The sequence below is a fragment of the Pseudomonas sp. Z4-7 genome, from assembly GCF_051131965.1.
GTDB lineage: Bacteria > Pseudomonadota > Gammaproteobacteria > Pseudomonadales > Pseudomonadaceae > Aquipseudomonas.
In genome coordinates, this window is record NZ_CP071642.1 from 1,947,625 (window position 1) to 1,973,578 (window position 25,954).

The following is a 25,954-nucleotide window of genomic DNA, read 5'->3' on the forward strand; positions in this document are numbered from 1 at the left end:
AAACCTGTCGAACGCGGAGCATCAGTTACTCCGCGTCCGCCGGGTTACGACTGCTTCGCAGCCGAGCGGGAGCAAGCTCCCTCGCCACGGGGAATCTGCAGGGCTTAGACTCTTAACGCTTTCCCGCAACCACCGCCCAACGGGCGTATCTACGTCGGCGCGCCGCGTACGTTTTTCGTGCAGGCGAGCGTGGGGTTTTGATCAAGTACCCAGCGGCCTGAAACTCAGTCCCAAGGCTCAAATACATTCCCGTGGCGAGGGAGCTTGCTCCCGCTGGGTCGCGAAGCGGCCCAAAACCTGTCGAACGCGGAGCATCAGTTACTCCGCGTCCGCCGGGTTACGACTGCTTCGCAGCCGAGCGGGAGCAAGCTCCCTCGCCACGGGGAATCTGCAGGGCTTAGACTCTTAACGCTTTCCCGCAACCACCGCCCAACGGGCGTATCTACGTCGGCGCGCCGCGTACGTTTTTCGTGCAGGCGAGCGTGGGGTTTTGATCAAGTACCCAGCGGCCTGAAACTCAGTCCCAAGGCTCAAATACATTCCCGTGGCGAGGGAGCTTGCTCCCGCTGGGTCGCGAAGCGGCCCAAAACCTGTCGAACGCGGAGCATCAGTTACTCCGCGTCCGCCGGGTTACGACTGCTTCGCAGCCGAGCGGGAGCAAGCTCCCTCGCCACGGGGAATCTGCAGGGCTTTAGACCTTCAACACCTTCCCGCTGCCCGCCACCGCCACCAGCGACAGCGCAATCAATCCGAACGCAATGGCCAGGCTGCTGCCATGAGCGACAAAGCCGATCAGTGCCGGCCCCGCGAGGATGCCGGCATAACCGATCGTGGTGATGGCCGGCACGGCGATGGCTTCGGGCATCAGGGTCTGTTTGCCGACCGCGGTGTACAGCACTGGCACGATGTTCGAACACCCGGCGCCGACCAGCGCATACCCCAGCAGCGCCGCTTGCCACATCGGTGCGAGGGTCGCCAGGAAGAAACCTGCTGCGGCGATCGAGCCGCCGTAGATGATCACGCGCTTGGCACCCAGGCGATGCACCACCGAATCGCCTGTCAACCGGCCGACGGTCATGGTCAGCGCAAACGCGGCATAACCCAACCCGGCGTAGGCGGTATCCACCGCACGCTCGGTGGTCAGGAACACCGCGCTCCAGTCCAGTACCGCGCCTTCGGCCAGGAACACGATAAAGCATAGGATGCCGATGAACAGCACCACGCCATGCGGAATGGCAAACGCCGGTCCCGAGCTTTCACTGCCGTAGGGCAACAGGTGCGGTGCGGCCTTGAACAACGCCACCAGCAGGACCGCGTTGACCACCAGGGTTGCCGCCAGCGGCGAAAGCCCGAGGCCGAGCAGGGCGCTCACACCGGCCGCGCCGATGATTCCGCCGAGGCTGAACATGCCGTGGAAACCCGACATCATGGTCTTGCCGCTGGCGCGCTCGACGATCACCGCTTGCAGGTTGACGGTCGAATCGACGGTGCCGAGCCCGGCGCCAAACACGAACAATGCCGCCACCAACCAAGGCAAGGAACTCATCGATGCCAGCAGCGGCAACGCCAGGCAGATCAGGATCGTACCGCCACTGAGTACCCGACGGCAGCCGAACCGCGTCGCCAGCGCACCGGAGATCGGCATCGCCAGGATCGACCCGACCCCAAGGCATAACAGCAGCAAGCCGAGGGTCCCTTCATCCAGGTTCGCCCGCGCCTTGGCGTAAGGCACCAGCGGCGCCCAGGCGGCAATGCCGATTCCAGCGATGAGATAGGCGATGCGGGTGGACATCTGTTCCAGGCGTCCGGGAACAAAAGTGGGTGGGGGCGTGATGGCAGTCATGAAACGTCCTTGGCTTTGGTGCGGTGCGGTGATGCAGGCAGGGGCCTATGCTTGCATATCCACTGACCGCACCGCGACCCCAAGGTGCCGGCCCGATGTTCCCGTCTGGAGCAGGCTTTGCTCCTGCCGGGCTTGCCGGCATAAAGTAACGGTTCTTCCTGGCCTGTTCGGACCTGATGCATGACGCAGTTCTACAACGCACGCGGCAACCTTTACGGAGTCGTCTCACCGCAGCAGGTGCGTGCCCTGGGCATCGGGTTACCGTCGTCCGCCGCCGAGGCGGCCTCGTTACGCCAATCCTGGGCCAGCGCCGCCGTGCAGGCCTTCTGCGCCTGGGCGCCGGGCGAAGCGCCACCGGATGCCAAGGCTCATCGCAGTGATGGGCTGCTGGTCGGCCCGTTCCAGGACACGCCGCCCTTCGACCTGCTGATCGTCAATACCGACGGGACGCTGGCCGAGCGTAGCGGCAATGGCCTGACGATTTTTTCCCTGGCGCTGCAAGAGCGAGGGTTGCTGGTGGGCGATGACGATTGCGTACTGCAGGTTCACCACGACAAACCCGACGGTATCTCACCGCTGCGGACATCGGTTCGCGCCGCTGAACTGGGCGGCGTCCCAGGCTTCTGGCTAGACCTGGGGACACCGCTGTTCGGGCCCGCTGCCGTGGGCGCTCAAGGTGTAGCAGCGGTGACCTTCAACCAATGCGCGATAAGCCGGGTGCCTGCGCTGCATGGTTTGAATCCGGCGTGGGGCAACAGCCAGTTCGTGCGCATCGGCAATCCTCATTGCGTAACGCTGGTGGATGACGTGGAGGCGTTGCCAGGTCTTGCGCAGATGCGCGCCGAGGCGCTGTCGCAAAGCCTGACCGGCATTGCCTATGCGGCGCCTGGCGGGGCGGGGATGCCTTGTCCGGCGGGGGTCAACCTGCAATGGGCCTGGCGCGCCGCCGACGGACAGATCGCCGCCCGGGTGTTCGAGCGGGGCGAAGGCCCAACCGCGTCCTCCGGCACCAGCGCCAGCGCGGTCGCGTGTGCCGCGTGGCGGGTGGGCTGGGTGCAGGCCGGGACGGTGAGCGTCATGATGCCCGGCGGTACTGCGCCAATCCTGTTGCAAGAGCGGGAGGGTGAGTTGGTACGGGTCAGCCTGTTTGGCACGGCGCGGCTTGTCCCGTAGGGGCTTTCGGATGTTGTGCGGCACGGCGATTTCCGCCATCGCGAGCAAGTTCGCTCTTACAACTTAATCGGCTGCGGCCACGAAATTTGTGTACGGCACAGAACCCTGTGGGAGCGAGCTTCTCGCGAAGACGGCGGCAAGTCCAACCTTGCTGTACCGAACCACCGCTATTGCGAGCAGGAATCAACCCCGTTGCGGCCCAAACTCCACCACCGGCATCTGACGCTTCATCAACACTTCACCATTGCGAATCGAGTAAAGCGGCAGGCCCTGGCTGCGGATCACTTCGTAGTCGCTGTCGGCCGAGAGGATCAGCAGGTTCGCCGGGCGTCCGGGTTCGAGTCCGTAGCGTTCGCCCAGGGCCATGGCCTTGGCGCTGTTGTCAGTGACCAGGTCCAAAGCGCTTTGCAGGTTGCGGTAGCCGAGCATATGGCAGATGTGCAGCCCGGCTTCGAGTACGCGCAGGATGTTGCCATTGCCCAACGGATACCACGGGTCGACGATCGAGTCCTGGCCGAAGCAGACGTTCATCCCGGCTTCGAGCAGTTCATTGACCCGGGTGACGCCACGGCGTTTGGGAAAGTTGTCGAAGCGCCCTTGCAGGTGAATGCTTTCGGTGGGGCACGATACAAAGCTGATGCCCGAGTGCCCGAGCAGGCGGAACAGCTTGGCGCAGTAGGCGTTGTCGTAGGAGCCCATGGCCGTGGTGTGGCTGGCGGTGACCCGCGCGCCCATATCGCGGCTGCGGGCCTCTTCGGCGAGTACCTCGAGGAAGCGCGAGTGCGGATCGTCGGTTTCGTCGCAATGCACATCCACCAGGCAACCGGTGCGCTCGGCCAGGTCCATGAGGAATTTCACCGAGCTGACGCCTTGATCGCGGGTGTACTCGAAATGCGGAATGCCGCCCACCACGTCGGCGCCCATGCGGATGGCTTCTTCCATCAGTTCGCGACCGCTGCGGTAGGACTCGATGCCCTCCTGGGGAAACGCGACGATCTGCATGTCGACCAGATGACGGCTTTCCTCGCGCACTTCCAGCATTGCCTTGAGCGCGGTGAGCGTCGGGTCGGTCACGTCGACGTGGGTGCGCACGTGCTGGATGCCATGGGCGGCGAGGGCCTGGAGCGTCTTCCTGGCGCGGGTTTTGGTGTCTTCGTGGGTGATGGTGGCCTTGCGTTCGCCCCAGCACTCGATACCTTCGAACAGCGTACCGCTCATGTTCCAGCGCGGTTCGCCGGCAGTCAGGGTGGCGTCCAGGTGGATGTGCGGCTCGACGAAGGGCGGCACCACCAGGTTGCCGCCGGCGTCGAGGTCTTCGGGGCCCAGGCTGGGGGCCTCGGTCTGGCGGGCGATGCTGGCGATCAGGCCGTTTTCCAGGTGCAGTTCATGCAAGCCTTCGCGGTTGCGCAGGCGGGCGTTGATGATGTGCATCAAGCGAGTCCTTTATAGGTCTTGTAGGGGCGCGTCAGCGGTGCGAATACCCATCACGCCGATCAATAGCACATACGTTAGCGCGCCGGTGGCGATTCCTACCAGCGGCGCGACCCAGGGTGAATTGAAGGCGGCCACCGTGCCGACGCCGTAAGCACACAGCCCGGGCCAGTTGAAGGCCGGCAGTTGCGCCGCGGCCAGGCGCGGATAGCGGCCACGCCAGCGGAAGAAGAAGTCGGCCATGATCACCCCGCCAATCGGTGGGATCACGGTGCCGAGCAGGATCAGGTACGGCACCAGCAAATCGTACATGCCCAGTAGCGCCAGCAGCGTGCCGATCACCGCGCCGGCCAGCGTGACGGTCTTGCGTCGGCGGGTGCGCAGCAGGTTGCAGCCGGCCACGGCAAAATTGTAGATCGTGTTGTCCTGGGTGCTCCAGATGTTGAGCAGAAGCATCGCCATCGCCGCCATGGCGAAACCTTGCAGCAGCAACACTTCGACCACATCGGGCTGCTGGTAGACGATGGCTCCGTAGGCGCCGATCAGCACCATCAGGCCATTGCCGAGAAAAAAACCGATCAGGCTGGCCAGCACCGCGATCTTTGCCGAACGGGAAAAGCGCGTCCAGTTGGTCGCCTGGGTGGCGCCGCTGACGAACGTGCCGAACACCAGCGTGATCGCGGTCGACCAGTCGAGGCTGCCGGTGGGCACTACCGCGAGCAGACCATCGAGGCCACCGACCTGCTGCGTGGCGACCCACATCGAGAGCATCAGCCACAGCATCATCGCCGGCACGGCGACGTACGAGAGGATTTCCAGTCCGCGATAGCCGATGTAGGCCGTGGCGCAGAAGCCCAGCCCGAACAGCACCATCAACCCCAGAACGGTGCCCTGGCTCAATTCGAAATACTTACCCAGCACCACCGCCGCAGTGGCCGTGCCCCAGGCGTACCAGCCGATCTGGGTGAAGCCCAGGATCAAGTCGCTGAGCTTGCTGCCCATCTCGCCAAAACAGAAGCGGCCCATCAACACCGAATTGAGCCCGCTCTTGAACGCGATGTAACCCAGGCTCGCCGCGTACAGCCCCAGCAGCAGGTTGCCGATGACAATCACGCCGAGCATCTCGGCGAAACCGAACGCCACGCCCAACTTGCCGCCGGCGAACATGGTCGCGGTGAAAAAAGTGAAACCCAGCAGCACCATGGCGGTGGAGGCCAGGCCCTTGCGGGCATGCATCGGGACTTCGCTCAAAGGATAGTCGTTACCGGGATCGTTCTGAGTCATGTGGCGGTCCTTGCGGAGGAGGGAATGTCGCAAGCGTGCAGCGGCCGTGCCAAACGAGTGATTGCCGGTTATTTATAGCCAACGGGTGGATCGGGTGGGCTTCGAGGCGCAAAAGCGGTGCAGGGGTGGCTCAAGTTGGAACACGGATCGTGTACTCAGAAGTACCTTGTGAGAGCGAGCCTGCTCGCGAATGCGGTATATCAGTCGATGGCTATGTGACTGATCGGACGCTTTCGCGAGCAGGCTCGCTCCCACAAAGGTTGCAGGGGGTCCTCAGGCAGGCGAGTGCAGCGGCAAGAACCGCATCACCGCCGCGACGATCGCTTCCGGCGCGTCCTCCTGGACCAGATGCCCGGCATTCGGTACAGGATGGAACAGCGCCCCCGGGATCATCTTGTGCAACGCCCGGCCGCGCTCGATGGGGATCCACTGGTCATCCTCGCCCCAAAGGATCTGCGTTGGGCAGCGCACCTTCGGATAAAGGTCCTGGACCTCGTCGGTGTAACGCTCGTCCATCTGCGCAATCTGCCGGTAGAGCGCGGCCTGGCCGGTTTCGCCGAGCCAGGGCTGGACGTACGGGGAGAGCTCTTCATCGGTGATGCAGCGCTTGATCGCGCCACGGATATAGGTCGGCACGATGGCCCGCTGGATGTAGTCGGGCAGGCCGCTGAACGCCGCTTCGTGCTGGCGTACGTGTTGCACGAACGCAGAGCCCCAAGGCGACAAGGCCACCGGGTCGATCAGGGTCAGGCTGCGGTAATCCTTGCCATCGAGCAGATGGGTGCGCAGGGCCGTTGCGCCGCCAAAGTCATGGGCGATGACGTCCGGGCAATCCAGCTTCCAATGCTCCAGCAGTCGGGCAAGCAGCCGGTTTTGAACGCCGAGGGACACGTCTGCATCGGGTTGCGCGGATTGGCCATAACCCAACAGGTCGAAGTAATGAACCTTGTGCGTGGCGAAAAACAGCGGGGCGATCCGGTGCCATACATAAGAGGAGAACGGCGTGCCATGGACAAACACCAACGGCGGGCCGTCGCCGTGGATGGCGTAGCGGATGGGGTGCCCGTTGAAGTCGTATACCTGATCCAGCGGCCAGTGGGTCATGATGGTGTCCTCTTGGTAGATCCGAACCAAGGAGGATAGACACAAAGGCCGCCAGGTTCATTCGCCGTGGTAGATACAGCCGCTGGTGCAGGTCTCGTGGATGCGGATGGCGCTGAGTTCCGGCAGCAGCGGCTTCAACTCGTTCCAGATCCACTTGGCCAGGACTTCGCTGGTGGGGTTTTCCAGACCGGGGATGTCGTTGAGGTAGTTGTGGTCCAGGCGCTCATAGAGCGGCTTGAAAATCGCCTTGATTTCCGAGAAGTCGCGAATCCAGCCGGTGTGCGGGTCGATGTCGCCGCTGAGGTGGATCGCCACCTTGAACGAATGACCATGCAGGCGTCCGCACTTGTGGCCTTCCGGTACGTGGGGCAGGCGGTGGGCGGATTCGAAGGTGAACTCTTTGAAGATTTCCACAGATTTGGCTCTTTAAATGGACGGTCGCGAGGCAGGCGGCGCAGTTTATCAGTTTGATCCCCGCGTTGCGCGGGCGTGCTGACTAAAGGGTCAGCAAACCTGGCCGTCCTACCGGGTCTTGGCTGAAGCGTATACGCCGCTGCGCTCTCGCTTGCCAACCGCTATTACCAGAATGACGATCCGCTCCTCCTCTATGCGATACACGAGTCGATACCCAGCCCCGCGTAACTTGATCTTGTAACAATCCTTCATCCCGTGAAGAGCATCGCCCGGTACGCGAGGGTGCCCTTGTCGCTCCTGGAGTTTTTTCAAAAGCTGCAGACGGACCGCACCGTCCAGTTTTCGCAGTTCTTTCAGAGCCTTCGGGTCCCATTCGACTCCATATTCAACGCCCATTGGCGATATCAGCCTCAGCCTCGCCAATAAGGTCATCGAGCGATACGCGTACCCGCGGTTCGTTGGCCTCGATCCGCGCTTTGACCACTTGGGCCAGCTCCAACTCGTCCAGGCGCTCTATCATCGCTTCGTAGACCTCCGCCGGTACCATGTAGCCCATCACGCGGTTATGGTTCAGCACGGCCACAGGTGAGCCGTTCGCGCCACTCAGGACCGCGGACGGATTTTTCTTCAGTTCCGATACGCTGACGGCCACATCAGCCAAGACGATTTGCATGAAGATGGCTCCTTTAAAAGTGCTTTATTTTGGTCTTTTTATGCGCATTCAGGCAAGCACTCCATCCGGGCTGTCTCATAGTTATCACCGCGTTGCGCGAGCGTGCTGACTAAAGGGTCAGCAAACGCTCGCCCAGCCCACCGTTGGCGGTCAGTTCGAGGAACTCGTCGCCGAGGCGGCGGCTTTCGTCCATTGCGGTGCGCCAGTATTTGCGGCGGGCCGGGTCATCGCCCATGAAACGCTTGAAGTCGTTGCGGTCCGGCAGTTTGCCGTAGGGCAGGCGAGCCAGGTATTCGCGGGACGGCGCCAGCAATAGAACATCCTGCAAGCGCGAGGTATCGCCTCGGCGCCATGGCAGGCCTTTGTCGAACCAGCCGGGAATGACCCGATCGGTGAAGTGCGGATAGAGCACGATGTCCTCGCCGCTATAGGGCAGGTCAAGGTGGTAGTCCAGCAGGCCGCCATCGCGGTAGGTGCCCGCGCCGGCGCCGGGCAGGTCGCGCACGCCTTCCATTATCATCGGGATCGAGCCCGACGCCAGCAGTGCCTGGCGCAGGTTGCCGGCCTCCAGCGGCACGAAGCGCGAGGGGAAGTCCGTCAGCGGATGGAGCGGGGGAGCCAGGCGCGGGTCGTGGATGATCAGCCTTTCGAAATGCCGCGACAGCCGCGCCCGGCCACGCAGGTTGTCGGCGATCACCGAGGACAGCCCCAGGCCCAGCCGGCCGCGATGGTCCTGCGCCAACAGGCCATGACTCTTGACTACCATGACGTTGAGCCGGTAATGCGGATTGTCGAGGATCGTCAGGTCGCGACCTTCAAGCAGGTCGTCGAGCATGCGCTGCGAGCTCTGGCTGACCCCGGCCATGGTCACGCCTTTGGCGAAGCTCTGTTCGTTGTACAGGATGCCCAGGCGGCGAATGCCCTCGGCGGCGTCCGGCAGACAGGCGCTGGCGAAGCGCCAGGAGCCGACCGATGCACCGATCAGCGAGCGCTCCCGCGGCGCGGCGGGCAGCCATTCACCGAACAGCGCCAGGTCCAGCCCCTGGATACCCAAGGCCTTCGGCCCTCCGGCGGCGCCCGGCAGGATGCCGACATCGGCGGCCTGAAGGCCCGCCTGGCGGATGCGCTTGAAGGCGCGAGGGCCGGCCTTGACGGTCAGTGCGGGGAACTTGATGTGAATGGCGGTCATACCGGTCTCGAATACGTGCAAGCGGCTGATTATAGCGACACAGAAACCCTGTGCGAGCGAGCTTGCTCGCGATGACGCTGTGTCAGTTGTCAGTTTTGATGACCGACCTGACGCCAGCGCGAGCAAAACTGACCCAGATTCAATGATGGCAATTCAGTTTCAGTTAAGTTCGTCCCGATACAGTTCCCCGCTGAAGATTATAAAAAGGAGATAACCCGTGAACCGCCTCACTGCCTTTTTCATCGCGGCGCTGATGGTCATCGGTACAGGTCCGGCTCAAGCCAGGGACCTCGATGCCACTGAAGCCCAAAAATTGCTGGACGCTGGTACCATCCTGCCTTTTGATCAGCTCAACGCCGCTGCCCTGGCCAAACACACTGGCGCCACGGTGACCGATACCGAGCTGGAAGAGGAATACGGCAAGTACCGATACAAAGTGGATCTGCGTGATGCCAAGGGCATCGAGTGGGATCTGGAACTCGACGCCGTCACTGGCGAGGTGCTCAAGAATCATCAGGATACGTAATGAAGCTTAATCTGCGCGCCCGCAACCGTTGGGCGCTGGCGCTGCTGGTGTGCTGTTCGGTGGCCGTGGCCCGCGACCTGGACCAGGACGAGGCCCTGCAACTGCGTCAGCAGGGCGTGATCCTGCCCTTGGAACACCTGCTGCAACAGGCCCTGGACCGCCATCCCGGCGCCAAGTTGCTGGAAGCCGAGCTGGAAGAAAAGCACGGCATCTACATCTACGAAGTCGAGCTGCTGGACACCGACGGCGTCGTGCGCGAACTGGACCTCGAGGCCGCGACCGGCCGTTTACTCAAAGATAAGGAAGACTGATGCGCCTGCTACTGGTGGAAGACCATGTTCCCCTGGCCGACGAACTGATGGCCGGGCTCGCCCGGCAGGGCTACGCGGTCGATTGGCTCGCCGACGGGCGCGACGCGGTGTATCAGGGCAGCAGCGAGCCCTACGACCTGATCATTCTCGATCTTGGGCTGCCGGGGGTGCCGGGGCTCGAGGTGCTGGCGCAATGGCGCTCTGGCGGCTTGACCACCCCGGTACTGATCCTCACCGCGCGTGGCTCGTGGGCCGAGCGCATCGAAGGGCTCAAGGCCGGGGCCGATGATTACCTGACCAAACCCTTCCACCCTGAAGAGCTGCACCTGCGCATCCAGGCGCTGTTGCGTCGCTCCCACGGCCAGGTCAACCAGCCGACGCTGCAAGCGGCGGGATTGCACCTCGACGAAGGCCGGCAATGCGTGATTCGCGACGGCGCCGAGATCCAGCTGACCGCCGCCGAATTCAGGCTGCTGCGCTATTTCATGCTCCACCCCGAGCAAATCCTTTCCAAAAGCCACCTCGCCGAGCACCTCTATGATGGTGAAACCGAGCGCGATTCGAATGTGCTGGAAGTCCACGTCAATCACCTGCGGCGCAAGCTCGGACGCAGCGTGATCGAAACCCGTCGCGGCCAGGGCTACCTGTTCGGCGGACAGGCGCAGTGAGATCCATCCAGCGGCGCCTGAGCCTGGGCCTGATCGGTGTGATGGTGGTGGTCGGCCTGGTCCTCGCGCAGACCAGCCTGTGGTTGTTCGAGTTGGGTTTGCAGCGCTACCTCGAAGCGGGGTTGCGCAATGACAGCGAGAACCTGCTGGTGGCCCTGGTCCGTGGCCCGCAAGGGTTGCAACTGGACGAGCGACGCTTGTCGCCGGCTTACCTGCGACCGTTCTCCGGGCATTATTTCCGCATCGATTTTGCCGACGAGCATTGGCGCTCCCGTTCCCTCTGGGACCAGGAACTGCCGCGGCTCGACCATCCGGGGCTGCACAGCAACCTGCAACTGGGCCCCGAAGGCCAGAAGCTGCTGGTGCTGCGCACGGACTACCGGCGCCTGGGCCAGGCAATTTCCATCAGCGTGGCGCAGGACTACACGCCGGTGCGTGACAGCTTCCTGCGGATGCAGCAGGTCGGCCTCGGCCTCGGATTGGCGGGGTTGCTGCTGATCCTGCTGTTGCAACGGCTCACGGTGCAGCGCGCCTTGCGGCCGTTGGAGAAGGCCCGGGAGCAGATTGCCCAGCTGCAACGCGGCCAGCGTTCACAACTCGACGAACAAGTGCCCAGGGAACTGGAGCCGCTGGTGGCGCAGATCAACCATTTGCTGGCCCATACCGAAGACAGCCTCAAGCGTTCGCGCAACGCCCTGGGCAACCTTGGCCATGCCTTGAAGACACCTCTGGCGGTGCTGCAAAGCCTGGCGTCGAACGAGAAGCTCGACCCTTATCCCGAGTTGCGCAAGTTGCTGCTGGATCAACTGGAGCAGGTTCGCCAACGCCTGAACCGCGAACTCAACCGTGCCCGCCTGTCCGGCGATGCCTTGCCCGGCGCGCACTTGGATTGCGACGCCGAACTGCCGGGTTTGTTGGCGACGCTGAACATGATCCATGGCGAGCATCTGCACCTGGCTTATGTCGCGCCGCCCGGCTTGCACCTGCCTTGGGATCGGGAAGACCTGCTGGAATTGCTGGGCAACCTGCTGGACAACGCCTGCAAATGGGCCGACGCCGAAGTGCGCCTGACCGTGAGCGAGACGCTCGTGGGTTTCCACCTGGCAGTGGAAGACGATGGCCCCGGCATCCCGCCGGATCGCCGCGACCAGGTCTTCAGCCGCGGCACGCGCCTGGATGAGCAGACCGATGGCCATGGCCTGGGGCTGGGCATCGTGCGCGACATCGTCGACACCTGGGGCGGGACATTGGCGTTGGACGACAGCGAGTGGGGCGGGTTGAAAGTAATGATTGAGCTGCCCAAGCGCTGAAGCCATGGCTGCATCTCCTGTGGGAGCGAGCTTGCTCGCGATAGCGGCTTGTCAGTCGACACTTTCGTAACTGACCCGACGCTATCGCGAGCAAGCTCGCTCCCACAGGGGCAGTGTGGTGGATTCAAACACTGCGAGTGACTGCAAATCCCGCCGCATGACCCTTGCAGCTTGCCGCCGCTTGCTGCAAAGTCGCGACCTTTTTGTCCGGTGGCTTTCCATCGCTGTGCTTTGAGGTAACGATGATAAATGCAGTAATTGCCGCGGTTGGCGTCATGCTGGTGCTCAGCCTGTCCCGCGTGCATGTGGTGATCGCGCTGATTATCGGCGCGCTGGTGGGTGGCTTGGTAGGCGGCCTGGGGATCGAGGCAACACTCAAGGCCTTCAACGCGGGCCTTGGCGGCGGTGCGACGGTGGCGTTGTCCTACGCTCTGCTGGGCGCCTTTGCGGTGGCGATTGCCAAGTCCGGCATGGCCCATGCCTTGGCCGACAAGGTCCTGGCCATGGTCGACCGCCAGGACGCGGCCGGCGGCACGGGCGTCAAATGGCTGTTGATCGGCCTGCTGGGGACGGTTGCGGTGGCCTCGCAGAATATCCTGCCGATCCATATCGCCTTCATTCCGCTGCTGGTGCCGCCACTGCTTTATGTGCTGACCAAGCTGCAACTCGACCGTCGGCTGATCGCTTGCGTCATGACTTTCGGCCTGATCACCCCCTACATGTTCCTGCCGGTGGGCTTCGGCAACATCTTCCTCAACGAAATCCTGCTCGCCAACATCGCCCGCAGCGGTGTCGATGTCAGTGGCATCAACGTCACCCATGCGATGGGCATCCCGGCGCTGGGCATGGTCTTTGGGCTGGCGCTGTCGTTTATCAGCTACCGGAAGAAACGCGTCTACGATCTGAAAAAGATCGCCAGGGCCGAGCAGGTGGCCGTGCGCTACAACCCGCTCAGCCTGTTGGTCGCCGGGTTGGCAATCGCGGCGGCATTCGCCATCCAGCTCCTGCTCGATTCGATGATCATCGGCGCCCTGGCCGGTTTCCTGATTTTCTCGGTGTCGGGCGTGGTGCGCTGGCGCGAGACGGACGACCTGTTCACCGAAGGCATGAAGATGATGGCGATGATCGGCTTCATCATGATCGCCGCCTCGGGCTTCGCCGAAGTGATGAAGGCCACCGGTCAGGTGCAAAGCCTGGTGGAAACCTCGGCGGCTTGGATCGGCCACAACAAGGGCATCGGTGCGCTGTTGATGTTGCTGGTCGGGCTGCTGGTGACGATGGGGATCGGCTCGTCGTTTTCTACGGTGCCGATCCTGGCGACCATTTTTGTGCCGCTGTGCCTGCAACTTGGCTTCAGCCCGTTGGCGATCGTCTGCATCGTCGGCACCGCCGGCGCTCTGGGCGATGCCGGCTCGCCTGCCTCGGATTCGACGCTCGGCCCGACCTCCGGCCTGAACATCGACGGCCAGCATCACCACATCTGGGACACCGTGGTCCCGACCTTCCTCCACTACAACCTGCCATTGCTGGCGTTTGGTTGGGTGGCGGCGATGGTGTTGTAGCTTCAGAGACCGGGTTGTCTTCTTCGCGAGCAGGCTCGCTCCCACAGGGGATCGGTGTGAACACAGCAGTTGTGGACACCACCAAACCCTGCGGGAGCGAGCCTGCTCGCGATGGGGCCCTTGAATCCAGCGACCCTGCCAACCGACTGTCCACCTTGTCCTACAGTTTTATCGTGCGCTGCCGTTAACCCAGTTAACCACGCCATAAAACCAACAAGAGTGAACAGCATGCGCCTGAGCCTGAAGGCTAAAGTCCTGTCCCTGGCAATTCTGCCGGTATTGCTGTCCGCGGTGATCATCAGCCTGACCACGGCGTTCATCTTGAAGGAACAGGCCAGCAAGGAAGTCCAGCAAACCCGCGAACGTCTGCTCAGTGAAGCCAAGGCCACGCTGCAGAATTACGTCGCGGTCGGCCTTACCGCCATCAAGCCGCTCTACGATGCCGCCGCGCCTGGCGATAACGAGGCGCGCGCCCAGGCGATCAAGTTGCTGTCGAACATCAGCTACGGCAAGGACGGCTACTTCTTCGGCTACGACTCAGAGACCATTCGCCTGTTCAAGGCCAACAGCCCCGACGGCGTGGGCAAGAGTTTCAAGGACAACCGCGACCCGAACGGTGTCTACGTCAACCGCGACCTGGTGAAAGTCGCCAAGGACGGCACGCATTACCTGGAATACAGCTCGCCGCTGCCCGGCAGCAAGGACCTGGTGCCCAAGCTCGGCTACACCGAATACCTGGCCAAGTGGGACCTGGCGGTCGGCAGCTCGGTCAACCTCGACGGTATCGAAGGTCAGGTGGCGCTGGTGGAAGCCAAGGTCCACGATCGCCTGCAAGGCGTGATCCTGAGTATCGTCGGGATCGCCGCCGTGGTGCTGCTGGTGATCGCGGTGGTGGGCCTGGTGCTCGCCAATACCATCCTGCGTCCGCTGCACCTGATGAAGGACAACCTCGACGACATCGCGGCGGGCGAGGGCGACCTGACCCGGCGCCTGGCGATTACCAGCCAGGACGAACTGGGCCAACTGGCCGGTTCCTTCAACCGCTTCGTCGACAAGATCCATGGCCTGGTGCGGCAGATCACCGACATGACGTCGCAACTGACTGGCCTGGTGACGCAAGTGTCCGAGCAGGCCCAGCGTTCCGAGCAGGCCATGGAGCGCCAGCGCCACGAGACCGACCAGGTCGCCACGGCGATCAACGAAATGTCCTCCGCCGCCCAGGAAGTCGCCCGCAGTGCCCAGGGCGCAGCCGTCGCGGCCCAGCAGACCGATGAAGAAGGCCAGTCCGCCAAGCGCGTGGTGGCCGGCAGCATCCAGCAGATTCATGCGCTGGTGAACGATATCCGCAGCAGCGGCGTGTCCCTGGACAGCCTGCAACAGGACGTGGCCTCGATTGTCAGCGTACTCGGTGTGATCCGTTCGATTGCCGAGCAAACCAACCTGCTGGCCCTCAACGCGGCCATCGAGGCTGCGCGTGCCGGTGAGGCGGGCCGCGGGTTTGCGGTGGTGGCCGACGAAGTCCGCGCCCTCGCCAGCCGGACCCAGCAAAGCACCCAGGAAATCCAGGGCATGATCGATCGCCTGCAATCGGGTACGCATGCCGCGGTGGAAGCGATGCGCCGTTCCAGCGAGGCCGGCGACGGCACCTCGGAACGGGCCAACGAGGCGGGCGCCTCCCTGGACACCATGGCGCAACTGATCGGCACCATCAACTCGATGAACGCCCAGATCGCCAGCGCCGCCGAGGAGCAGACCGCGGTGGCCGAAGAAATCAACCGCAGCGTGCATCAGATCGCCGTGGCGGTGGACACTGTCGCCGACGAAACCCAGCTCAGCGCCCAGACCTCCCGCAGCCTGGCCGATCTGGGGCAGCGCCTGGGCAAACTGGTGGGGCAGTTCCGGATCTGATCCAAGCGCAGCAGGAGCTGCCGAAGGCTGCGATCTTTCGCTTTCGATCCAGATGTTTTCGCCTGGGCTACCAGGCCCTATCGGAAGCGGAGGATCGCAGCCTTCGGCAGTTTCTGCCGGGCAGAGCCAAACATGATCCGTGTGGGAGCGAGCCTGCTCGCGAAAGCGATTTCCAGCAGAATGCAACGCAGTCGTGGCGAGGGAGCTTGCTCCCGCTGGGCCGCGAAGCGGCCCCAAACCTGCCGCATGCGGAGCATCAGACACACCGCATCCGTAGATTTACGACTGCTTCGCAGCCGAGCGGGAGCAAGCTCCCTCGCCACGATTTGATCTCAGGCAGGCAGCTCGCGCACATCGCGCATCAACAGCCCGAACCACATTCCCATCCCCCGGCGCGAACTCGAATGCCGGCATATGGCAGACGCGACGGCACTCCGGCGAGTCCTGGCTGACTAACGTCTATCTGCCAATGACATGGATAGCACATGAACCGAAAGAACCTCCAAAACAAGTCGCAGATGTTGTTGCTGATCCTGGTCAGCATTGCCTTCGTCTGGATTCTGCTGCCGTTTTATGGGGCGGTATTCTGGGCTGTCATCCTGGGCATCGTCTTTGCGCCGCTGCAACGTCGCTTGCAGTTCAAGTTCGGCTGGCCGCGCAATGTCACGGCACTGTTCACCATGAGCATTTGCGTGGTGATCGCCATTTTGCCAGTGATCGTCATCAGTACCTTGCTCGTCCAGGAAGGGGCGGCGCTGTACAAGAGCCTGGAAAGTGGCGAGCTGGACGTCGCCGATTACCTGGCGCGTTTCAAGGAGGCGTTGCCGCCGTTCTTTCAGCATCTGCTTGACCGCTTCGGCCTGGGCAACCTGAGTGGCTTGCGAGACAAGATCGTCAAGAGCGCCATGCAGGGCAGCGAATTTTTCGCCACCCAGGCGTTCAGTTTCGGCCAGGGTACGTTCCAGTTCCTGGTGAGCTTCTTCGTGATGCTCTACCTGTTGTTCTTTTTCCTGCGTGACGGCGCGGAGCTGGTGCGCAAGGTGCGCTCGGCCGTTCCGCTGGCCGAGCACCAGAAGCGCCGCCTGCAATTGAAGTTCAACCGGGTGGTGCGGGCGACGGTGAAGGGTAACCTGTTGGTGGCGATCACTCAGGGCGCCCTGGGCGGCCTGATTTTCTGGATCCTGGGTATCCCGACGGTGTTGCCGTGGGCGGTGCTGATGGCTTTCCTGTCGCTGCTGCCGGCGGTGGGGGCGGGCATTGTCTGGGTGCCAGTGGCGGTGTATTTCCTGCTGTCGGGGGCGATCTGGCAGGGCGTGGTGCTGGCACTGTTCGGGGTCTTCGTGATCGGCCTGGTGGACAACTTCCTGCGCCCGATCCTCGTCGGCAAGGACACCAAGATGCCCGACTACATGGTCTTGGTCTCGACGCTCGGCGGGCTGGCCGTATTCGGCCTCAATGGTTTTGTCATCGGGCCACTGATCGCCGCGCTGTTCATGTCCTGCTGGGCGCTGTTCGTCGAGGGCAAGCCGCGGGTGCAGTTGCCCTAGGCACTCAACAGGTAGGGACCGATACGTTGCGACAAGGCCTGGGCGGCGGGTAGGGAAGTCAGCGGGCCGCTGACGGTGACGCCGTCCTGCACCAGATACCAGCAAGCCAACAGTCCGCGCTCCCGAAGTGGGGCGGGGACGGCGCTGCCAATGACAGACATGATTTGAACCTTGGGCATGGGAAACCTCCATCAGTCGATGGGGTTACCTTACGTCTCATGCGGGATGGGGAAAAATCAACCGCTTCAATAGTAGGAATCGATGCCGCTCAATCGACCACCAGGTCGAGCATGTGCACCACTTCCTGTTCATTGAGCAGGCCCTTGCGAACCAGGTTTTCCGCGAGCAGGGAAAGGAACTTGGCGCTGCGGTGGCCTTCCAGGTGCTTGAGCTCGGTCAGTACGTTGTAGACCTTGCTGGAAGTGCACAGGCCGACGATGCGGTGGGGATTTTGTGTGGGCATGGCTTCGTCCTTGTTGTTATGAGCTGCGGCGGCGGACGTTGACAGTTTGCGGCACTGCCATGACACGCTCGTGACAGCTTGAGTCGTCGAAAAATAAAGCAGGATTCAGACCATAGTGCCTGGTTGGCGCCAGATTATTGTTCCGGTAGCGACCTCAGCCAGGCGGTATGCGGCGATCAGTCGCCGTTTGGCTGAAAAGCGCCCACAAAAAAGCCCCTGGATCTTTCGATTCAGGGGCTTTGATTATTGCTGTCTGGCTCCACGACCTGGACTCGAACCAGGGACCCAGTGATTAACAGTCACTTGCTCTACCAACTGAGCTATCGCGGAATGGCGCGTATGTTACTGATTGGAAAAGAGAAGTCAAGCTTCTATTGCGGGCGGAGCGGCCTGAAGCCCATCGGTGACCAATCAAACGAATGGCAGTTACCGCGACGGCGAGAGAGGGCTACCATGGACGCCCGGAAGTGGCAGGATGCGCTGCCGGCCATTCGCCGACATCAAGGGACGCGCCATGAACCATTTGTTACCACTTCACACAATCGATTGCGCCGAGGTGTTCCTGTGAGCACCGCCCAGATCAGTCTGCCCAAGGGCGTGGGCCCTCACGCTGAAAAACTGTACGACGCCATCACCCAGGCCAGCACCCCGGAAGAACTGAACCGCGCCGGTGGCAAGGCCGAGGGATTTGTCCTGGGGCTCGAGAGTACCAAGGCGATCAAGAGCCAGGTCGCCGAGTCGTTGTATGTCATCTACGACGATGCGGCGAGCCAGCGGGCGACGGAGCTGTAGGCTTGACGAGCATTTCGTTCGCTGCTTTGTGGCCTGCCTTTTCTGGCCCGCTTTTGTGGCGAGGGAGCTTGCTCCCGCTGGGTTGCGAAGCAGCCCCAGGCTGTTCCAACCAACCAGGCTGATATCCCGCGGTGGCTGATTTTGGGGCTGCTCTGCAGCCCAGCGGGAGCAAGCTCCCTCGCCACGGGGGGCGGATTCAACCGAAAAAAAACGGGAAGCTCGAAGGCTTCCCGTTTTTCATTTCATCGAGCGTCAGATCACCTGGACGATGGCCTTGGTCACCGCATCGATGTTGTTCTGGTTCAACGCGGCCACGCAGATGCGGCCGGTGTCCAGGGCATAGATGCCGAACTCGTTGCGCAGGCGGGTCACTTGTTCAACGGTCAGGCCGGAGTAGGAGAACATCCCGCTCTGGCGGGCGACGAAGCTGAAGTCGTGATGCGGCGCGGCCTTGGCCAGCATGTCGACCATCTGCTCACGCATGCCACGAATGCGCAGGCGCATTTCGGCCAGCTCTTCTTCCCACTGTGCGCGCAGCTCAGGGCTGTTGAGCACGGCGGCGACGATACTGGCGCCGTGGGTCGGCGGGTTGGAGTAGTTGGTGCGGATCACGCGCTTGACCTGGGACAGCACGCGGGTGCTTTCTTCCTTCGACTCGCTGACAATCGACAGCGCGCCGACACGCTCGCCGTACAGGGAGAACGACTTGGAGAACGAGCTGGAGGCGAAGAAGGTCAGGCCCGACTCGGCGAACAAGCGCACGGCCGCCGCGTCTTCGTCGATGCCTTTGCCAAAGCCTTGGTAGGCCATGTCCAGAAACGGCACGTGGTTCTTGGCCTTGACCACGGCCAGGACGTTTTTCCAGTCTTCCGGGCTCAGGTCCACGCCGGTCGGGTTGTGGCAGCAGGCATGCAGCACAACGATCGAACGGTCGGGCAGGGCGTTGAGGTCTTCCAGCAGGCCGCTGCGGTTCACGTCGTGGGTAGCGGCGTCGTAGTAACGATAGTTCTGCACCGGGAAACCGGCGGTTTCGAACAGCGCGCGGTGGTTTTCCCAGCTTGGGTCGCTGATGGCCACGACCGCGTCCGGCAGCAATTGCTTGAGGAAATCGGCACCGATCTTCAGTGCGCCCGTGCCGCCCACGGCCTGGGTGGTGATGACGCGGCCCGATGCGATCAGCGGGGAATCCTTGCCGAACAGCAGGGTCTGGACTGCCTGGTCATAGGCGGCAATGCCGTCGATCGGCAGGTAACCGCGGGAAACGTGCTGAGCCACGCGAATCGTCTCGGCTTCGACCACGGCGCGCAGCAACGGAATGCGCCCTTCCTCGTTGCAGTAAACACCCACGCCCAGGTTGACCTTATTGGTACGGGGGTCGGCGTTGAAAGCTTCGTTGAGGCCCAGGATGGGGTCGCGTGGTGCCAATTCGACAGCGGAAAACAGGCTCATTATTGCGCGGCTCTGAATGGAGGGTGAGAGGACGTGTCGCGCTCCAGCCGAATGCACTAGAGCGGTGCACAAACGGGGAGCTAGTATAGAGGCCATCACCGGACAGGGCGACAGGCTATTCGGCGTTTAGCGTAAGTATTTTCGATTTTTTTCGACCGTTAGTCCCTTCGCAGCGTCAAAGTCTGCAAGGCGTGTAGGACGTTCGTCTTGAAAGCGAAGGCAATCACCTCCACATTGTGTGCATTCCAGCTTTTTCCTCGGGCGACGTCAGTCGTTTCGGTCTTTCTCGTTCCTGTCGCCTGGCCGACGGGAGTGAACCCAGGGGTTATGTCATGTCTGAATTCCAGCTAGTCACTCGCTTCCAGCCCGCCGGCGACCAGCCGGAAGCCATCCGCCTGATGGTGGAAGGCATCGAGGCCGGGCTGGCGCACCAGACCTTGCTCGGTGTGACCGGCTCGGGCAAGACGTTCAGTATCGCCAACGTGATCGCCCAGGTGCAGCGGCCGACCCTGGTGCTGGCGCCGAACAAGACCCTGGCGGCGCAATTGTATGGTGAGTTCAAGGCGTTTTTCCCGAACAACGCCGTCGAGTATTTCGTCTCCTACTACGACTACTACCAGCCCGAGGCTTATGTGCCCTCGTCGGACACCTTCATCGAGAAGGACGCCTCGATCAACGACCACATCGAACAGATGCGGCTGTCGGCGACCAAGGCGTTGCTCGAGCGCAAGGACGCCATCATCGTCACCACGGTGTCGTGCATCTACGGTCTGGGCAGCCCGGAAACCTATCTGAAAATGGTCCTGCACGTGGATCGTGGCGACAAGCTCGACCAGCGCGCCTTGCTCCGGCGCCTGGCGGACCTGCAATACACGCGCAACGACATGGACTTTGCTCGGGCGACGTTTCGGGTGCGCGGCGACGTGATCGACATCTACCCGGCCGAATCGGACCTGGAAGCGATTCGTATCGAGCTGTTCGATGACGAAGTGGAGAGCATCTCGGCATTCGATCCGCTGACCGGCGAAGTGATCCGCAAGCTGCCACGCTTCACGTTCTACCCCAAGAGCCACTACGTGACGCCGCGGGAAACCCTGTTGGGCGCCATCGAGGGCATCAAGGCCGAATTGCAGGAGCGCCTGGAATACCTGCGTTCGAACAACAAACTGGTGGAAGCCCAGCGTCTGGAGCAGCGGACCCGGTTCGACCTGGAAATGATCCTGGAGCTGGGATACTGCAACGGCATCGAGAACTACTCGCGCTACCTGTCGGGTCGTCCGGCGGGTGCGCCGCCGCCCACGTTGTATGACTATTTGCCGGCCGATGCCCTGCTGGTGATCGACGAATCCCACGTCAGCGTGCCTCAGGTCGGCGCCATGTACAAAGGCGACCGTTCGCGCAAGGAAACCCTGGTGGAATATGGCTTCCGCCTGCCCTCGGCGCTGGATAACCGGCCGATGCGCTTCGACGAATGGGAAGGCGTGAGCCCGCAGACGATTTTCGTCTCGGCCACGCCCGGCAACTACGAAGCCGAGCATGCCGGGCGGGTGGTCGAGCAAGTGGTGCGGCCGACCGGGCTGGTGGACCCGCAGGTCGAGGTGCGCCCGGCGCTGACTCAGGTCGATGACCTGCTCTCGGAGATCACCAAGCGCGTGGCGGTGGAGGAGCGGGTGCTGGTGACCACGCTGACCAAGCGCATGGCCGAAGACCTCACCGACTACCTCGCAGACCACGGCGTGCGGGTGCGTTACCTGCACTCGGATATCGATACGGTGGAACGGGTCGAGATCATCCGCGACCTGCGCCTGGGCACCTTCGATGTACTGGTGGGGATCAACCTGCTGCGTGAAGGCCTGGACATGCCCGAGGTGTCGCTGGTGGCGATTCTCGACGCGGACAAGGAAGGTTTCCTGCGTTCCGAGCGCTCGTTGATCCAGACCATCGGTCGCGCGGCGCGTAACCTCAACGGCCGGGCGATCCTGTATGCCGATCGCATCACCGGCTCGATGGAGCGCGCCATCGGCGAGACCGAGCGCCGTCGCGACAAGCAGATCGCTTTCAACCTGGCCAATGGCATCACGCCCAAGGGCGTGTTCAAGGATGTCGCCGACATCATGGAAGGCGCCACCGTGCCCGGTTCGCGCAGCAAGAAGCGCAAGGGCATGGCCAAGGCCGCCGAAGAGAGCGCTCGCTACGAGGCCGAACTGCGCTCACCGAGCGAAATCACCAAGCGTATCCGGCAGTTGGAAGAGAAGATGTACCAGCTCGCCCGGGACCTGGAGTTCGAAGCTGCGGCGCAGTTGCGTGACGAGATTGGCAAGTTGCGTGAGCGGTTGCTGACTGTCTGAGTATTGAGGTGTCCTCACAGGCCTCTTCGCGAGCAGGCTCGCTCCCACAGGAAACCAAGTCGTCTGGACTGGATGCGGTCCATTGTGGGAGCGAGCCTGCTCGCGAATGGGGCAGCTCAGTCTTAATGTTGGCCACACAAATCCCCTCTCACTGGAGCCCGCCCACCATCGCCTGTTACCATTCGCCCCCTGTTTCATCTTCGCTTTTATATTCTTTCCGAGACATGCCATGACCACCGTCCGTACCCGCATCGCGCCTTCGCCTACTGGCGATCCCCATGTCGGCACCGCTTACATCGCCTTGTTCAACTATTGCTTTGCCAAGCAGCACGGCGGTGAGTTCATCCTGCGGATCGAGGACACCGATCAATTGCGTTCGACCCGCGAGTCGGAACAGCAGATATTCGACGCCCTGCGCTGGCTCGGCATCGACTGGAGCGAAGGTCCGGACGTCGGCGGGCCGCACGGTCCGTACCGCCAGAGCGAGCGTGGCGAGATCTACAAGCAGTACTGCCAGCAGTTGGTGGACATGGGCCACGCGTTTCCTTGCTTCTGCACCGCCGAAGAATTGGACCAGATGCGCGCCGAGCAAATCGCCCGGGGCGAGACCCCGCGCTACGACGGCCGTGCGCTGCTGCTGTCGAAGGAAGAAGTCGACCGTCGCCTGGCCGCGGGCGAGCCTCATGTGGTCCGCATGAAGGTGCCGAGCGAGGGCGTCTGCGTGGTGCCGGACATGTTGCGTGGCGATGTCGAGATCCCGTGGGACCGCATGGACATGCAAGTGCTGATGAAGACCGACGGCCTGCCAACGTACTTCCTGGCCAACGTGGTCGACGACCATCTGATGGGCATCACCCATGTGCTGCGCGGCGAAGAATGGCTGCCCTCGGCACCGAAACTGATCCTGCTCTATGAGTACTTCGGCTGGGAGCAACCGCAGTTGTGCTACATGCCGCTGCTGCGTAACCCGGACAAGAGCAAGCTGTCCAAGCGCAAGAATCCGACCTCGGTGACCTTCTACGAGCGCATGGGCTTCATGCCCGAGGCGATGCTCAACTACCTGGGCCGCATGGGCTGGTCGATGCCGGACGAGCGCGAGAAGTTCTCGCTGGAGGAGATGGTCGAGCACTTCGACCTGTCCCGCGTCTCCCTGGGCGGGCCGATCTTCGACGTCGAGAAGCTGTCCTGGCTCAACGGCCAGTGGCTGCGCGACCTGCCGGTGGAAGAGTTTGCCGCGCGGGTGCAGAAGTGGGCGTTCAACCCCGAGTACATGATGAAGATCGCCCCGCACGTGCAGGGCAGGGTAGAGACCTTCAGCCAGATCGCGCCATTGGCCGGGTTCTTTTTTGCCGGCGGCGTGACCCCGGATGTGAAGCTGTTCGAATCGAAGAAACTCTCTGGCGATCAGGTGCGGCAGTTGATGCAATTGATCCTGTGGAAGCTGGAAAGCCTGCGCCAGTGGGAAAAGGACAGCATCACCGCGACCATCCAGGCGGTGGTTGAACACCTGGAGCTGAAATTGCGCGATGCGATGCCGCTGATGTTTGCCGCGATCACCGGCCAGGCGAGCTCGGTGTCGGTGCTCGATGCGATGGAAATCCTCGGGCCGGACCTGACCCGTTTCCGTCTGCGCCAGGCCATTGATCTGCTCGGTGGCGTGTCGAAGAAGGAAAACAAGGAGTGGGAAAAACTGCTGGGCGCGATTGCCTGAGCGGTCGATGGAACAAGGCATACCCCGGTTTTCCGGGGTTTGTCGGTAAGTGATTGTTATCCCGGCAAAAAATTTTCAATTTTGTTGAAAATAAATTTGACAGCCCTCGGATACGCCCTTAAGATTTGCCCCGTCCTCAGCGATGAGGGGCTATAGCTCAGCTGGGAGAGCGCTTGCATGGCATGCAAGAGGTCGACGGTTCGATCCCGTCTAGCTCCACCAATTTACAACTTCAAGGCCTGGCCACACCGGCCTTGAAGCGATCAACACTCAGCGTTGATCAGATGTTAGAAGGGTTTGCGTCCCCTTCGTCTAGTGGCCTAGGACACCGCCCTTTCACGGCGGTAACAGGGGTTCGAGTCCCCTAGGGGACGCCAGTTTTACAGAAGCGATGTTGCAACAGGATGTCGCTCCGCCGCGAGGCGAAAATCCGGGGCTATAGCTCAGCTGGGAGAGCGCTTGCATGGCATGCAAGAGGTCGACGGTTCGATCCCGTCTAGCTCCACCAATTTACACTTCGAGGTCTGGCCACACCGACCTTGAAGCGATCAGTCCTCAGCGCTGATCATGTTCAGAAGGTTTGTGTCCCCTTCGTCTAGTGGCCTAGGACACCGCCCTTTCACGGCGGTAACAGGGGTTCGAGTCCCCTAGGGGACGCCACGATTACCCGCTCTGCGGGATTTTATAAGGGTCATTCAATTCTTGAATGGCCCTTTTGTTTGTCTGGCGTTCAGCCAATTCCCTTATCCTCGATGAATACTTCCGACCAGCGGTGAAGATTTCGCTTGCGGAAAATTATTATGGGAATAATATTTCAATCGTAATATTCGGAGGCAACGATGAGCGATAAAAAAGCACAAACCCGTGAACGCATTCTCAAGGCCGCCAGCGATGCGCTGATCCAGCGCGGGCCGGCCGAGCCGAGCGTGGGCGAGGTGATGGGCGCGGCAGGGCTGACGGTGGGCGGTTTTTATGCCCACTTCGAAAGCAAGGACGCCTTGATGCTGGAGGCGTTCAAGCAACTGCTCAATCGCCGCCGTGGCCTGATCGCCGACATGGATGCCGAGCTGACAGGCGAAGAGCGGCGCGCGTTGGTCGCGGCGTTCTACCTGTCGCGCAAACATCGTGATTCCACCGAGCAGGCGTGCCCGATCCCGGCCTCGGTCGGCGAGCTCGGGCGACTGCCGGACGCGTTTCGTGAGGTTCTCAGTGAGCATATCGAGCTGATGGTCGCGCAGTTGGCCGCCAGCCCCGAGGATGCGGACAAAGCCCTGGCCGACATCGCCTTGATGGTCGGCGGCCTGGCCCTGGCCCGGGCGTTGGGCCCGGGCGAGTTATCGGATCGTTTGCTGCGCGCCGCCAAGTCGGCGGTGCGCTGAGCTAAGGCGCAAGCCCTGGAGATGAGCATGGACAGGTTGAGCTGGATTCGTGGTGTCAATGGCACGCTTGGCCGGATAGCCCCGCGCCTGGTAGCGAAACAAATGCGCAGGGTGTTCATGAGTCCTCGGGCCCTGCCGCCGCGGGACTGGGAGCTGCCATTGCTGGCCTCGTCCGAGCGCATCACCTTGCGCTTCGGCCTGTCTGCGTTGCGCTGGGGCAAAGGACCGGCGGTGCTGCTGATGCACGGCTGGGAGGGGCGCCCGACGCAATTCGCGGCACTGATCAACGCGCTGGTGGAGGCCGGTTATACGGTGGTGGCGCTGGATGGGCCGGCCCATGGTCGCTCGCCGGGTCGCGAGGCCAATGTGCTGCTGTTCGCCAGGGCGATGCTCGAAGCCGCAGCCGAGTTGCCGCCGTTGCAAGCGGTGATCGGCCACTCCATGGGCGGCGCCAGTGCCATGCTGGCGGTTCAGCTGGGGTTGCGGACCGAGACATTGGTCAGCATCGCCGCGCCGGCGCGTATCCTCGGCGTCCTGCGTGGCTTCGCGCGGATGATGGGTTTGCCACCCAGGGCGCGTTCGGCCTTTATTCGCCAGGTGGAGCAGGACGTCGGCATGCAGGCTTCGAAGATGGATGTCGCGCAATATCAGCTGGATATTCCGGGCTTGATTGTCCACGCCGAGGACGATACGTCGGTATCGGTCAAGGAATCACAATTGATCCATGAAGCCTGGTTCGACAGCCGCTTGCTGCGCCTGGGCCAGGGCGGGCATCAACGGGTACTGGCCGATCCCCGGGTCATTGATGGTGTGTTATCACTGCTGGCCGGACGCAGCCTGCAGGCGCGGCAATCGGCCTGAGCTTCCGG

24 protein-coding genes and 5 tRNA genes are annotated in these 25,954 nt (G+C 62.4%); 17 read left to right on the forward strand and 12 right to left on the reverse strand.

Features of this window, described 5'->3' with window-relative positions; genetic code table 11:
* Positions 1 to 691 precede the first annotated feature (691 nt).
* Positions 692 to 1,843 (reverse strand): MFS transporter, encoded by a 1,152-nt coding sequence (locus J3P91_RS08710; RefSeq protein WP_305495870.1) that lies wholly within the window; start codon positions 1,841 to 1,843, stop codon positions 692 to 694.
* A gap of 180 nt (positions 1,844 to 2,023) precedes the next feature.
* On the opposite strand from J3P91_RS08710, the gene J3P91_RS08715 reads away from it, so the two are divergent.
* On the forward strand, positions 2,024 to 3,016 hold the full coding sequence (locus tag J3P91_RS08715) for a diaminopimelate epimerase (RefSeq protein ID WP_434603453.1): 993 nt from the start codon (positions 2,024 to 2,026) through the stop codon (positions 3,014 to 3,016).
* Positions 3,017 to 3,199: 183 nt separating this feature from the next.
* Here the strand turns inward: J3P91_RS08715 and codA are convergent, their stop codons facing one another.
* The 7 genes from codA to J3P91_RS08750 form a co-directional block, all read right to left on the reverse strand.
* On the reverse strand, positions 3,200 to 4,447 hold the full coding sequence (gene codA / locus J3P91_RS08720; RefSeq protein ID WP_434603455.1) for a cytosine deaminase: 1,248 nt from the start codon (positions 4,445 to 4,447) through the stop codon (positions 3,200 to 3,202).
* Positions 4,448 to 4,459: 12 nt separating this feature from the next.
* On the reverse strand, positions 4,460 to 5,731 hold the full coding sequence (gene codB, locus J3P91_RS08725; RefSeq protein ID WP_434603457.1) for a cytosine permease: 1,272 nt from the start codon (positions 5,729 to 5,731) through the stop codon (positions 4,460 to 4,462).
* A gap of 273 nt (positions 5,732 to 6,004) precedes the next feature.
* Positions 6,005 to 6,835 (reverse strand): alpha/beta fold hydrolase, encoded by an 831-nt coding sequence (locus tag J3P91_RS08730; RefSeq protein WP_434603459.1) that lies wholly within the window; start codon positions 6,833 to 6,835, stop codon positions 6,005 to 6,007.
* 57 nt (positions 6,836 to 6,892) lie between these two features.
* Entirely contained in the window at positions 6,893 to 7,249 is a 357-nt protein-coding gene (gene queD / locus J3P91_RS08735) for a 6-carboxytetrahydropterin synthase QueD (protein WP_025212792.1), read from the reverse strand.
* 108 nt (positions 7,250 to 7,357) lie between these two features.
* Complete coding sequence (locus J3P91_RS08740) at positions 7,358 to 7,645, reverse strand: type II toxin-antitoxin system RelE family toxin (protein WP_434603461.1); 288 nt, start codon at positions 7,643 to 7,645, stop codon at positions 7,358 to 7,360.
* Positions 7,635 to 7,922 (reverse strand): type II toxin-antitoxin system Phd/YefM family antitoxin, encoded by a 288-nt coding sequence (locus J3P91_RS08745; protein ID WP_434603463.1) that lies wholly within the window; start codon positions 7,920 to 7,922, stop codon positions 7,635 to 7,637. The genes J3P91_RS08740 and J3P91_RS08745 overlap by 11 nt, the downstream gene beginning before the upstream one ends.
* Before the next feature lie 109 nt (positions 7,923 to 8,031).
* Positions 8,032 to 9,111, reverse strand: a complete 1,080-nt coding sequence (locus J3P91_RS08750; RefSeq protein ID WP_434603465.1) for a patatin-like phospholipase family protein — start codon at positions 9,109 to 9,111, stop codon at positions 8,032 to 8,034.
* Between the two features lie 217 nt (positions 9,112 to 9,328).
* On the opposite strand from J3P91_RS08750, the gene J3P91_RS08755 reads away from it, so the two are divergent.
* From J3P91_RS08755 to J3P91_RS08785, 7 genes are all read left to right on the forward strand, one after another.
* Positions 9,329 to 9,637, forward strand: a complete 309-nt coding sequence (locus J3P91_RS08755) for a PepSY domain-containing protein (RefSeq protein WP_434569227.1) — start codon at positions 9,329 to 9,331, stop codon at positions 9,635 to 9,637.
* Positions 9,637 to 9,948: a PepSY domain-containing protein gene (locus J3P91_RS08760; RefSeq protein WP_434569226.1), complete on the forward strand. Its 312-nt coding sequence runs from the start codon at positions 9,637 to 9,639 to the stop codon at positions 9,946 to 9,948. Before J3P91_RS08755 ends, J3P91_RS08760 begins: the two co-directional genes overlap by 1 nt.
* Positions 9,948 to 10,616: a response regulator transcription factor gene (locus tag J3P91_RS08765; RefSeq protein WP_434603467.1), complete on the forward strand. Its 669-nt coding sequence runs from the start codon at positions 9,948 to 9,950 to the stop codon at positions 10,614 to 10,616. Before J3P91_RS08760 ends, J3P91_RS08765 begins: the two co-directional genes overlap by 1 nt.
* Positions 10,613 to 11,926 (forward strand): sensor histidine kinase, encoded by a 1,314-nt coding sequence (locus J3P91_RS08770; RefSeq protein ID WP_434603469.1) that lies wholly within the window; start codon positions 10,613 to 10,615, stop codon positions 11,924 to 11,926. The genes J3P91_RS08765 and J3P91_RS08770 overlap by 4 nt, the downstream gene beginning before the upstream one ends.
* Positions 11,927 to 12,171: 245 nt before the next feature.
* Positions 12,172 to 13,488 (forward strand): Na+/H+ antiporter family protein, encoded by a 1,317-nt coding sequence (locus J3P91_RS08775; protein ID WP_434605039.1) that lies wholly within the window; start codon positions 12,172 to 12,174, stop codon positions 13,486 to 13,488.
* 228 nt (positions 13,489 to 13,716) lie between these two features.
* Positions 13,717 to 15,396, forward strand: coding sequence for a methyl-accepting chemotaxis protein (locus tag J3P91_RS08780; RefSeq protein WP_305495854.1), 1,680 nt, complete (start codon positions 13,717 to 13,719; stop codon positions 15,394 to 15,396).
* Between the two features lie 485 nt (positions 15,397 to 15,881).
* On the forward strand, positions 15,882 to 16,943 hold the full coding sequence (locus tag J3P91_RS08785; RefSeq protein WP_434603471.1) for an AI-2E family transporter: 1,062 nt from the start codon (positions 15,882 to 15,884) through the stop codon (positions 16,941 to 16,943).
* On the opposite strand, the gene J3P91_RS08790 is transcribed toward J3P91_RS08785, so the two are convergent.
* The 3 genes from J3P91_RS08790 to J3P91_RS08800 all read right to left on the reverse strand — a co-directional run bounded on the left by J3P91_RS08790 (position 16,940) and on the right by J3P91_RS08800 (position 17,736).
* Positions 16,940 to 17,122: a hypothetical protein gene (locus J3P91_RS08790; protein ID WP_305495849.1), complete on the reverse strand. Its 183-nt coding sequence runs from the start codon at positions 17,120 to 17,122 to the stop codon at positions 16,940 to 16,942. The two genes, J3P91_RS08785 and J3P91_RS08790, sit on opposite strands and share 4 nt — an antisense overlap.
* A gap of 89 nt (positions 17,123 to 17,211) precedes the next feature.
* Entirely contained in the window at positions 17,212 to 17,406 is a 195-nt protein-coding gene (locus J3P91_RS08795) for a hypothetical protein (protein WP_305495847.1), read from the reverse strand.
* Positions 17,407 to 17,660: 254 nt separating this feature from the next.
* Positions 17,661 to 17,736, reverse strand: a tRNA-Asn gene (locus tag J3P91_RS08800).
* A 234-nt stretch (positions 17,737 to 17,970) separates the two neighbouring features.
* Between J3P91_RS08800 and J3P91_RS08805 the strand changes: the two genes are divergently transcribed.
* Positions 17,971 to 18,198 carry a hypothetical protein gene (locus tag J3P91_RS08805; RefSeq protein WP_305495845.1) on the forward strand — a complete coding sequence of 76 codons (228 nt, stop codon included), beginning with the start codon at positions 17,971 to 17,973 and terminating at the stop codon, positions 18,196 to 18,198.
* A gap of 252 nt (positions 18,199 to 18,450) precedes the next feature.
* On the opposite strand, the gene J3P91_RS08810 is transcribed toward J3P91_RS08805, so the two are convergent.
* Positions 18,451 to 19,647, reverse strand: a complete 1,197-nt coding sequence (locus J3P91_RS08810; RefSeq protein WP_305495843.1) for an amino acid aminotransferase — start codon at positions 19,645 to 19,647, stop codon at positions 18,451 to 18,453.
* 332 nt (positions 19,648 to 19,979) lie between these two features.
* Here J3P91_RS08810 and uvrB point away from each other — a divergent pair, with 332 nt between their 5' ends.
* From uvrB to J3P91_RS08850, 8 genes are all read left to right on the forward strand, one after another.
* Positions 19,980 to 21,995, forward strand: a complete 2,016-nt coding sequence (uvrB, locus tag J3P91_RS08815; RefSeq protein ID WP_434569222.1) for an excinuclease ABC subunit UvrB — start codon at positions 19,980 to 19,982, stop codon at positions 21,993 to 21,995.
* A gap of 229 nt (positions 21,996 to 22,224) precedes the next feature.
* Entirely contained in the window at positions 22,225 to 23,706 is a 1,482-nt protein-coding gene (gene gltX, locus J3P91_RS08820) for a glutamate--tRNA ligase (protein ID WP_434603473.1), read from the forward strand.
* A gap of 146 nt (positions 23,707 to 23,852) precedes the next feature.
* Positions 23,853 to 23,928: transfer RNA gene (locus J3P91_RS08825), tRNA-Ala, on the forward strand.
* Positions 23,929 to 24,007: 79 nt separating this feature from the next.
* A tRNA-Glu gene (locus J3P91_RS08830) sits at positions 24,008 to 24,083 on the forward strand.
* Between the two features lie 55 nt (positions 24,084 to 24,138).
* Positions 24,139 to 24,214, forward strand: a tRNA-Ala gene (locus J3P91_RS08835).
* 76 nt (positions 24,215 to 24,290) lie between these two features.
* Positions 24,291 to 24,366 (forward strand) — tRNA-Glu (locus J3P91_RS08840).
* Between the two features lie 179 nt (positions 24,367 to 24,545).
* Positions 24,546 to 25,085 carry a TetR/AcrR family transcriptional regulator gene (locus tag J3P91_RS08845; protein ID WP_305495839.1) on the forward strand — a complete coding sequence of 180 codons (540 nt, stop codon included), beginning with the start codon at positions 24,546 to 24,548 and terminating at the stop codon, positions 25,083 to 25,085.
* 27 nt (positions 25,086 to 25,112) lie between these two features.
* Positions 25,113 to 25,946 carry an alpha/beta fold hydrolase gene (locus tag J3P91_RS08850; protein WP_434569220.1) on the forward strand — a complete coding sequence of 278 codons (834 nt, stop codon included), beginning with the start codon at positions 25,113 to 25,115 and terminating at the stop codon, positions 25,944 to 25,946.
* Positions 25,947 to 25,954: the final 8 nt, after the last annotated feature.

What these genes read in the sequence shown, in the direction of transcription:
- J3P91_RS08710 (WP_305495870.1), bottom strand. Translation starts at nt 1,843, where the DNA reads ATGACTGCCATCACGCCCCCACCCACTTTTGTTCCCGGACGCCTGGAA.
- J3P91_RS08715 (WP_434603453.1), top strand. Translation starts at nt 2,024, where the DNA reads ATGACGCAGTTCTACAACGCACGCGGCAACCTTTACGGAGTCGTCTCA.
- codA (WP_434603455.1), bottom strand. Translation starts at nt 4,447, where the DNA reads ATGCACATCATCAACGCCCGCCTGCGCAACCGCGAAGGCTTGCATGAA.
- codB (WP_434603457.1), bottom strand. Translation starts at nt 5,731, where the DNA reads ATGACTCAGAACGATCCCGGTAACGACTATCCTTTGAGCGAAGTCCCG.
- J3P91_RS08730 (WP_434603459.1), bottom strand. Translation starts at nt 6,835, where the DNA reads ATGACCCACTGGCCGCTGGATCAGGTATACGACTTCAACGGGCACCCC.
- J3P91_RS08740 (WP_434603461.1), bottom strand. Translation starts at nt 7,645, where the DNA reads ATGGGCGTTGAATATGGAGTCGAATGGGACCCGAAGGCTCTGAAAGAA.
- J3P91_RS08745 (WP_434603463.1), bottom strand. Translation starts at nt 7,922, where the DNA reads ATGCAAATCGTCTTGGCTGATGTGGCCGTCAGCGTATCGGAACTGAAG.
- J3P91_RS08750 (WP_434603465.1), bottom strand. Translation starts at nt 9,111, where the DNA reads ATGACCGCCATTCACATCAAGTTCCCCGCACTGACCGTCAAGGCCGGC.
- J3P91_RS08760 (WP_434569226.1), top strand. Translation starts at nt 9,637, where the DNA reads ATGAAGCTTAATCTGCGCGCCCGCAACCGTTGGGCGCTGGCGCTGCTG.
- J3P91_RS08765 (WP_434603467.1), top strand. Translation starts at nt 9,948, where the DNA reads ATGCGCCTGCTACTGGTGGAAGACCATGTTCCCCTGGCCGACGAACTG.
- J3P91_RS08780 (WP_305495854.1), top strand. Translation starts at nt 13,717, where the DNA reads ATGCGCCTGAGCCTGAAGGCTAAAGTCCTGTCCCTGGCAATTCTGCCG.
- J3P91_RS08785 (WP_434603471.1), top strand. Translation starts at nt 15,882, where the DNA reads ATGAACCGAAAGAACCTCCAAAACAAGTCGCAGATGTTGTTGCTGATC.
- J3P91_RS08790 (WP_305495849.1), bottom strand. Translation starts at nt 17,122, where the DNA reads ATGCCCAAGGTTCAAATCATGTCTGTCATTGGCAGCGCCGTCCCCGCC.
- J3P91_RS08795 (WP_305495847.1), bottom strand. Translation starts at nt 17,406, where the DNA reads ATGCCCACACAAAATCCCCACCGCATCGTCGGCCTGTGCACTTCCAGC.
- J3P91_RS08810 (WP_305495843.1), bottom strand. Translation starts at nt 19,647, where the DNA reads ATGAGCCTGTTTTCCGCTGTCGAATTGGCACCACGCGACCCCATCCTG.
- uvrB (WP_434569222.1), top strand. Translation starts at nt 19,980, where the DNA reads ATGTCTGAATTCCAGCTAGTCACTCGCTTCCAGCCCGCCGGCGACCAG.
- gltX (WP_434603473.1), top strand. Translation starts at nt 22,225, where the DNA reads ATGACCACCGTCCGTACCCGCATCGCGCCTTCGCCTACTGGCGATCCC.
- J3P91_RS08845 (WP_305495839.1), top strand. Translation starts at nt 24,546, where the DNA reads ATGAGCGATAAAAAAGCACAAACCCGTGAACGCATTCTCAAGGCCGCC.
- J3P91_RS08850 (WP_434569220.1), top strand. Translation starts at nt 25,113, where the DNA reads ATGGACAGGTTGAGCTGGATTCGTGGTGTCAATGGCACGCTTGGCCGG.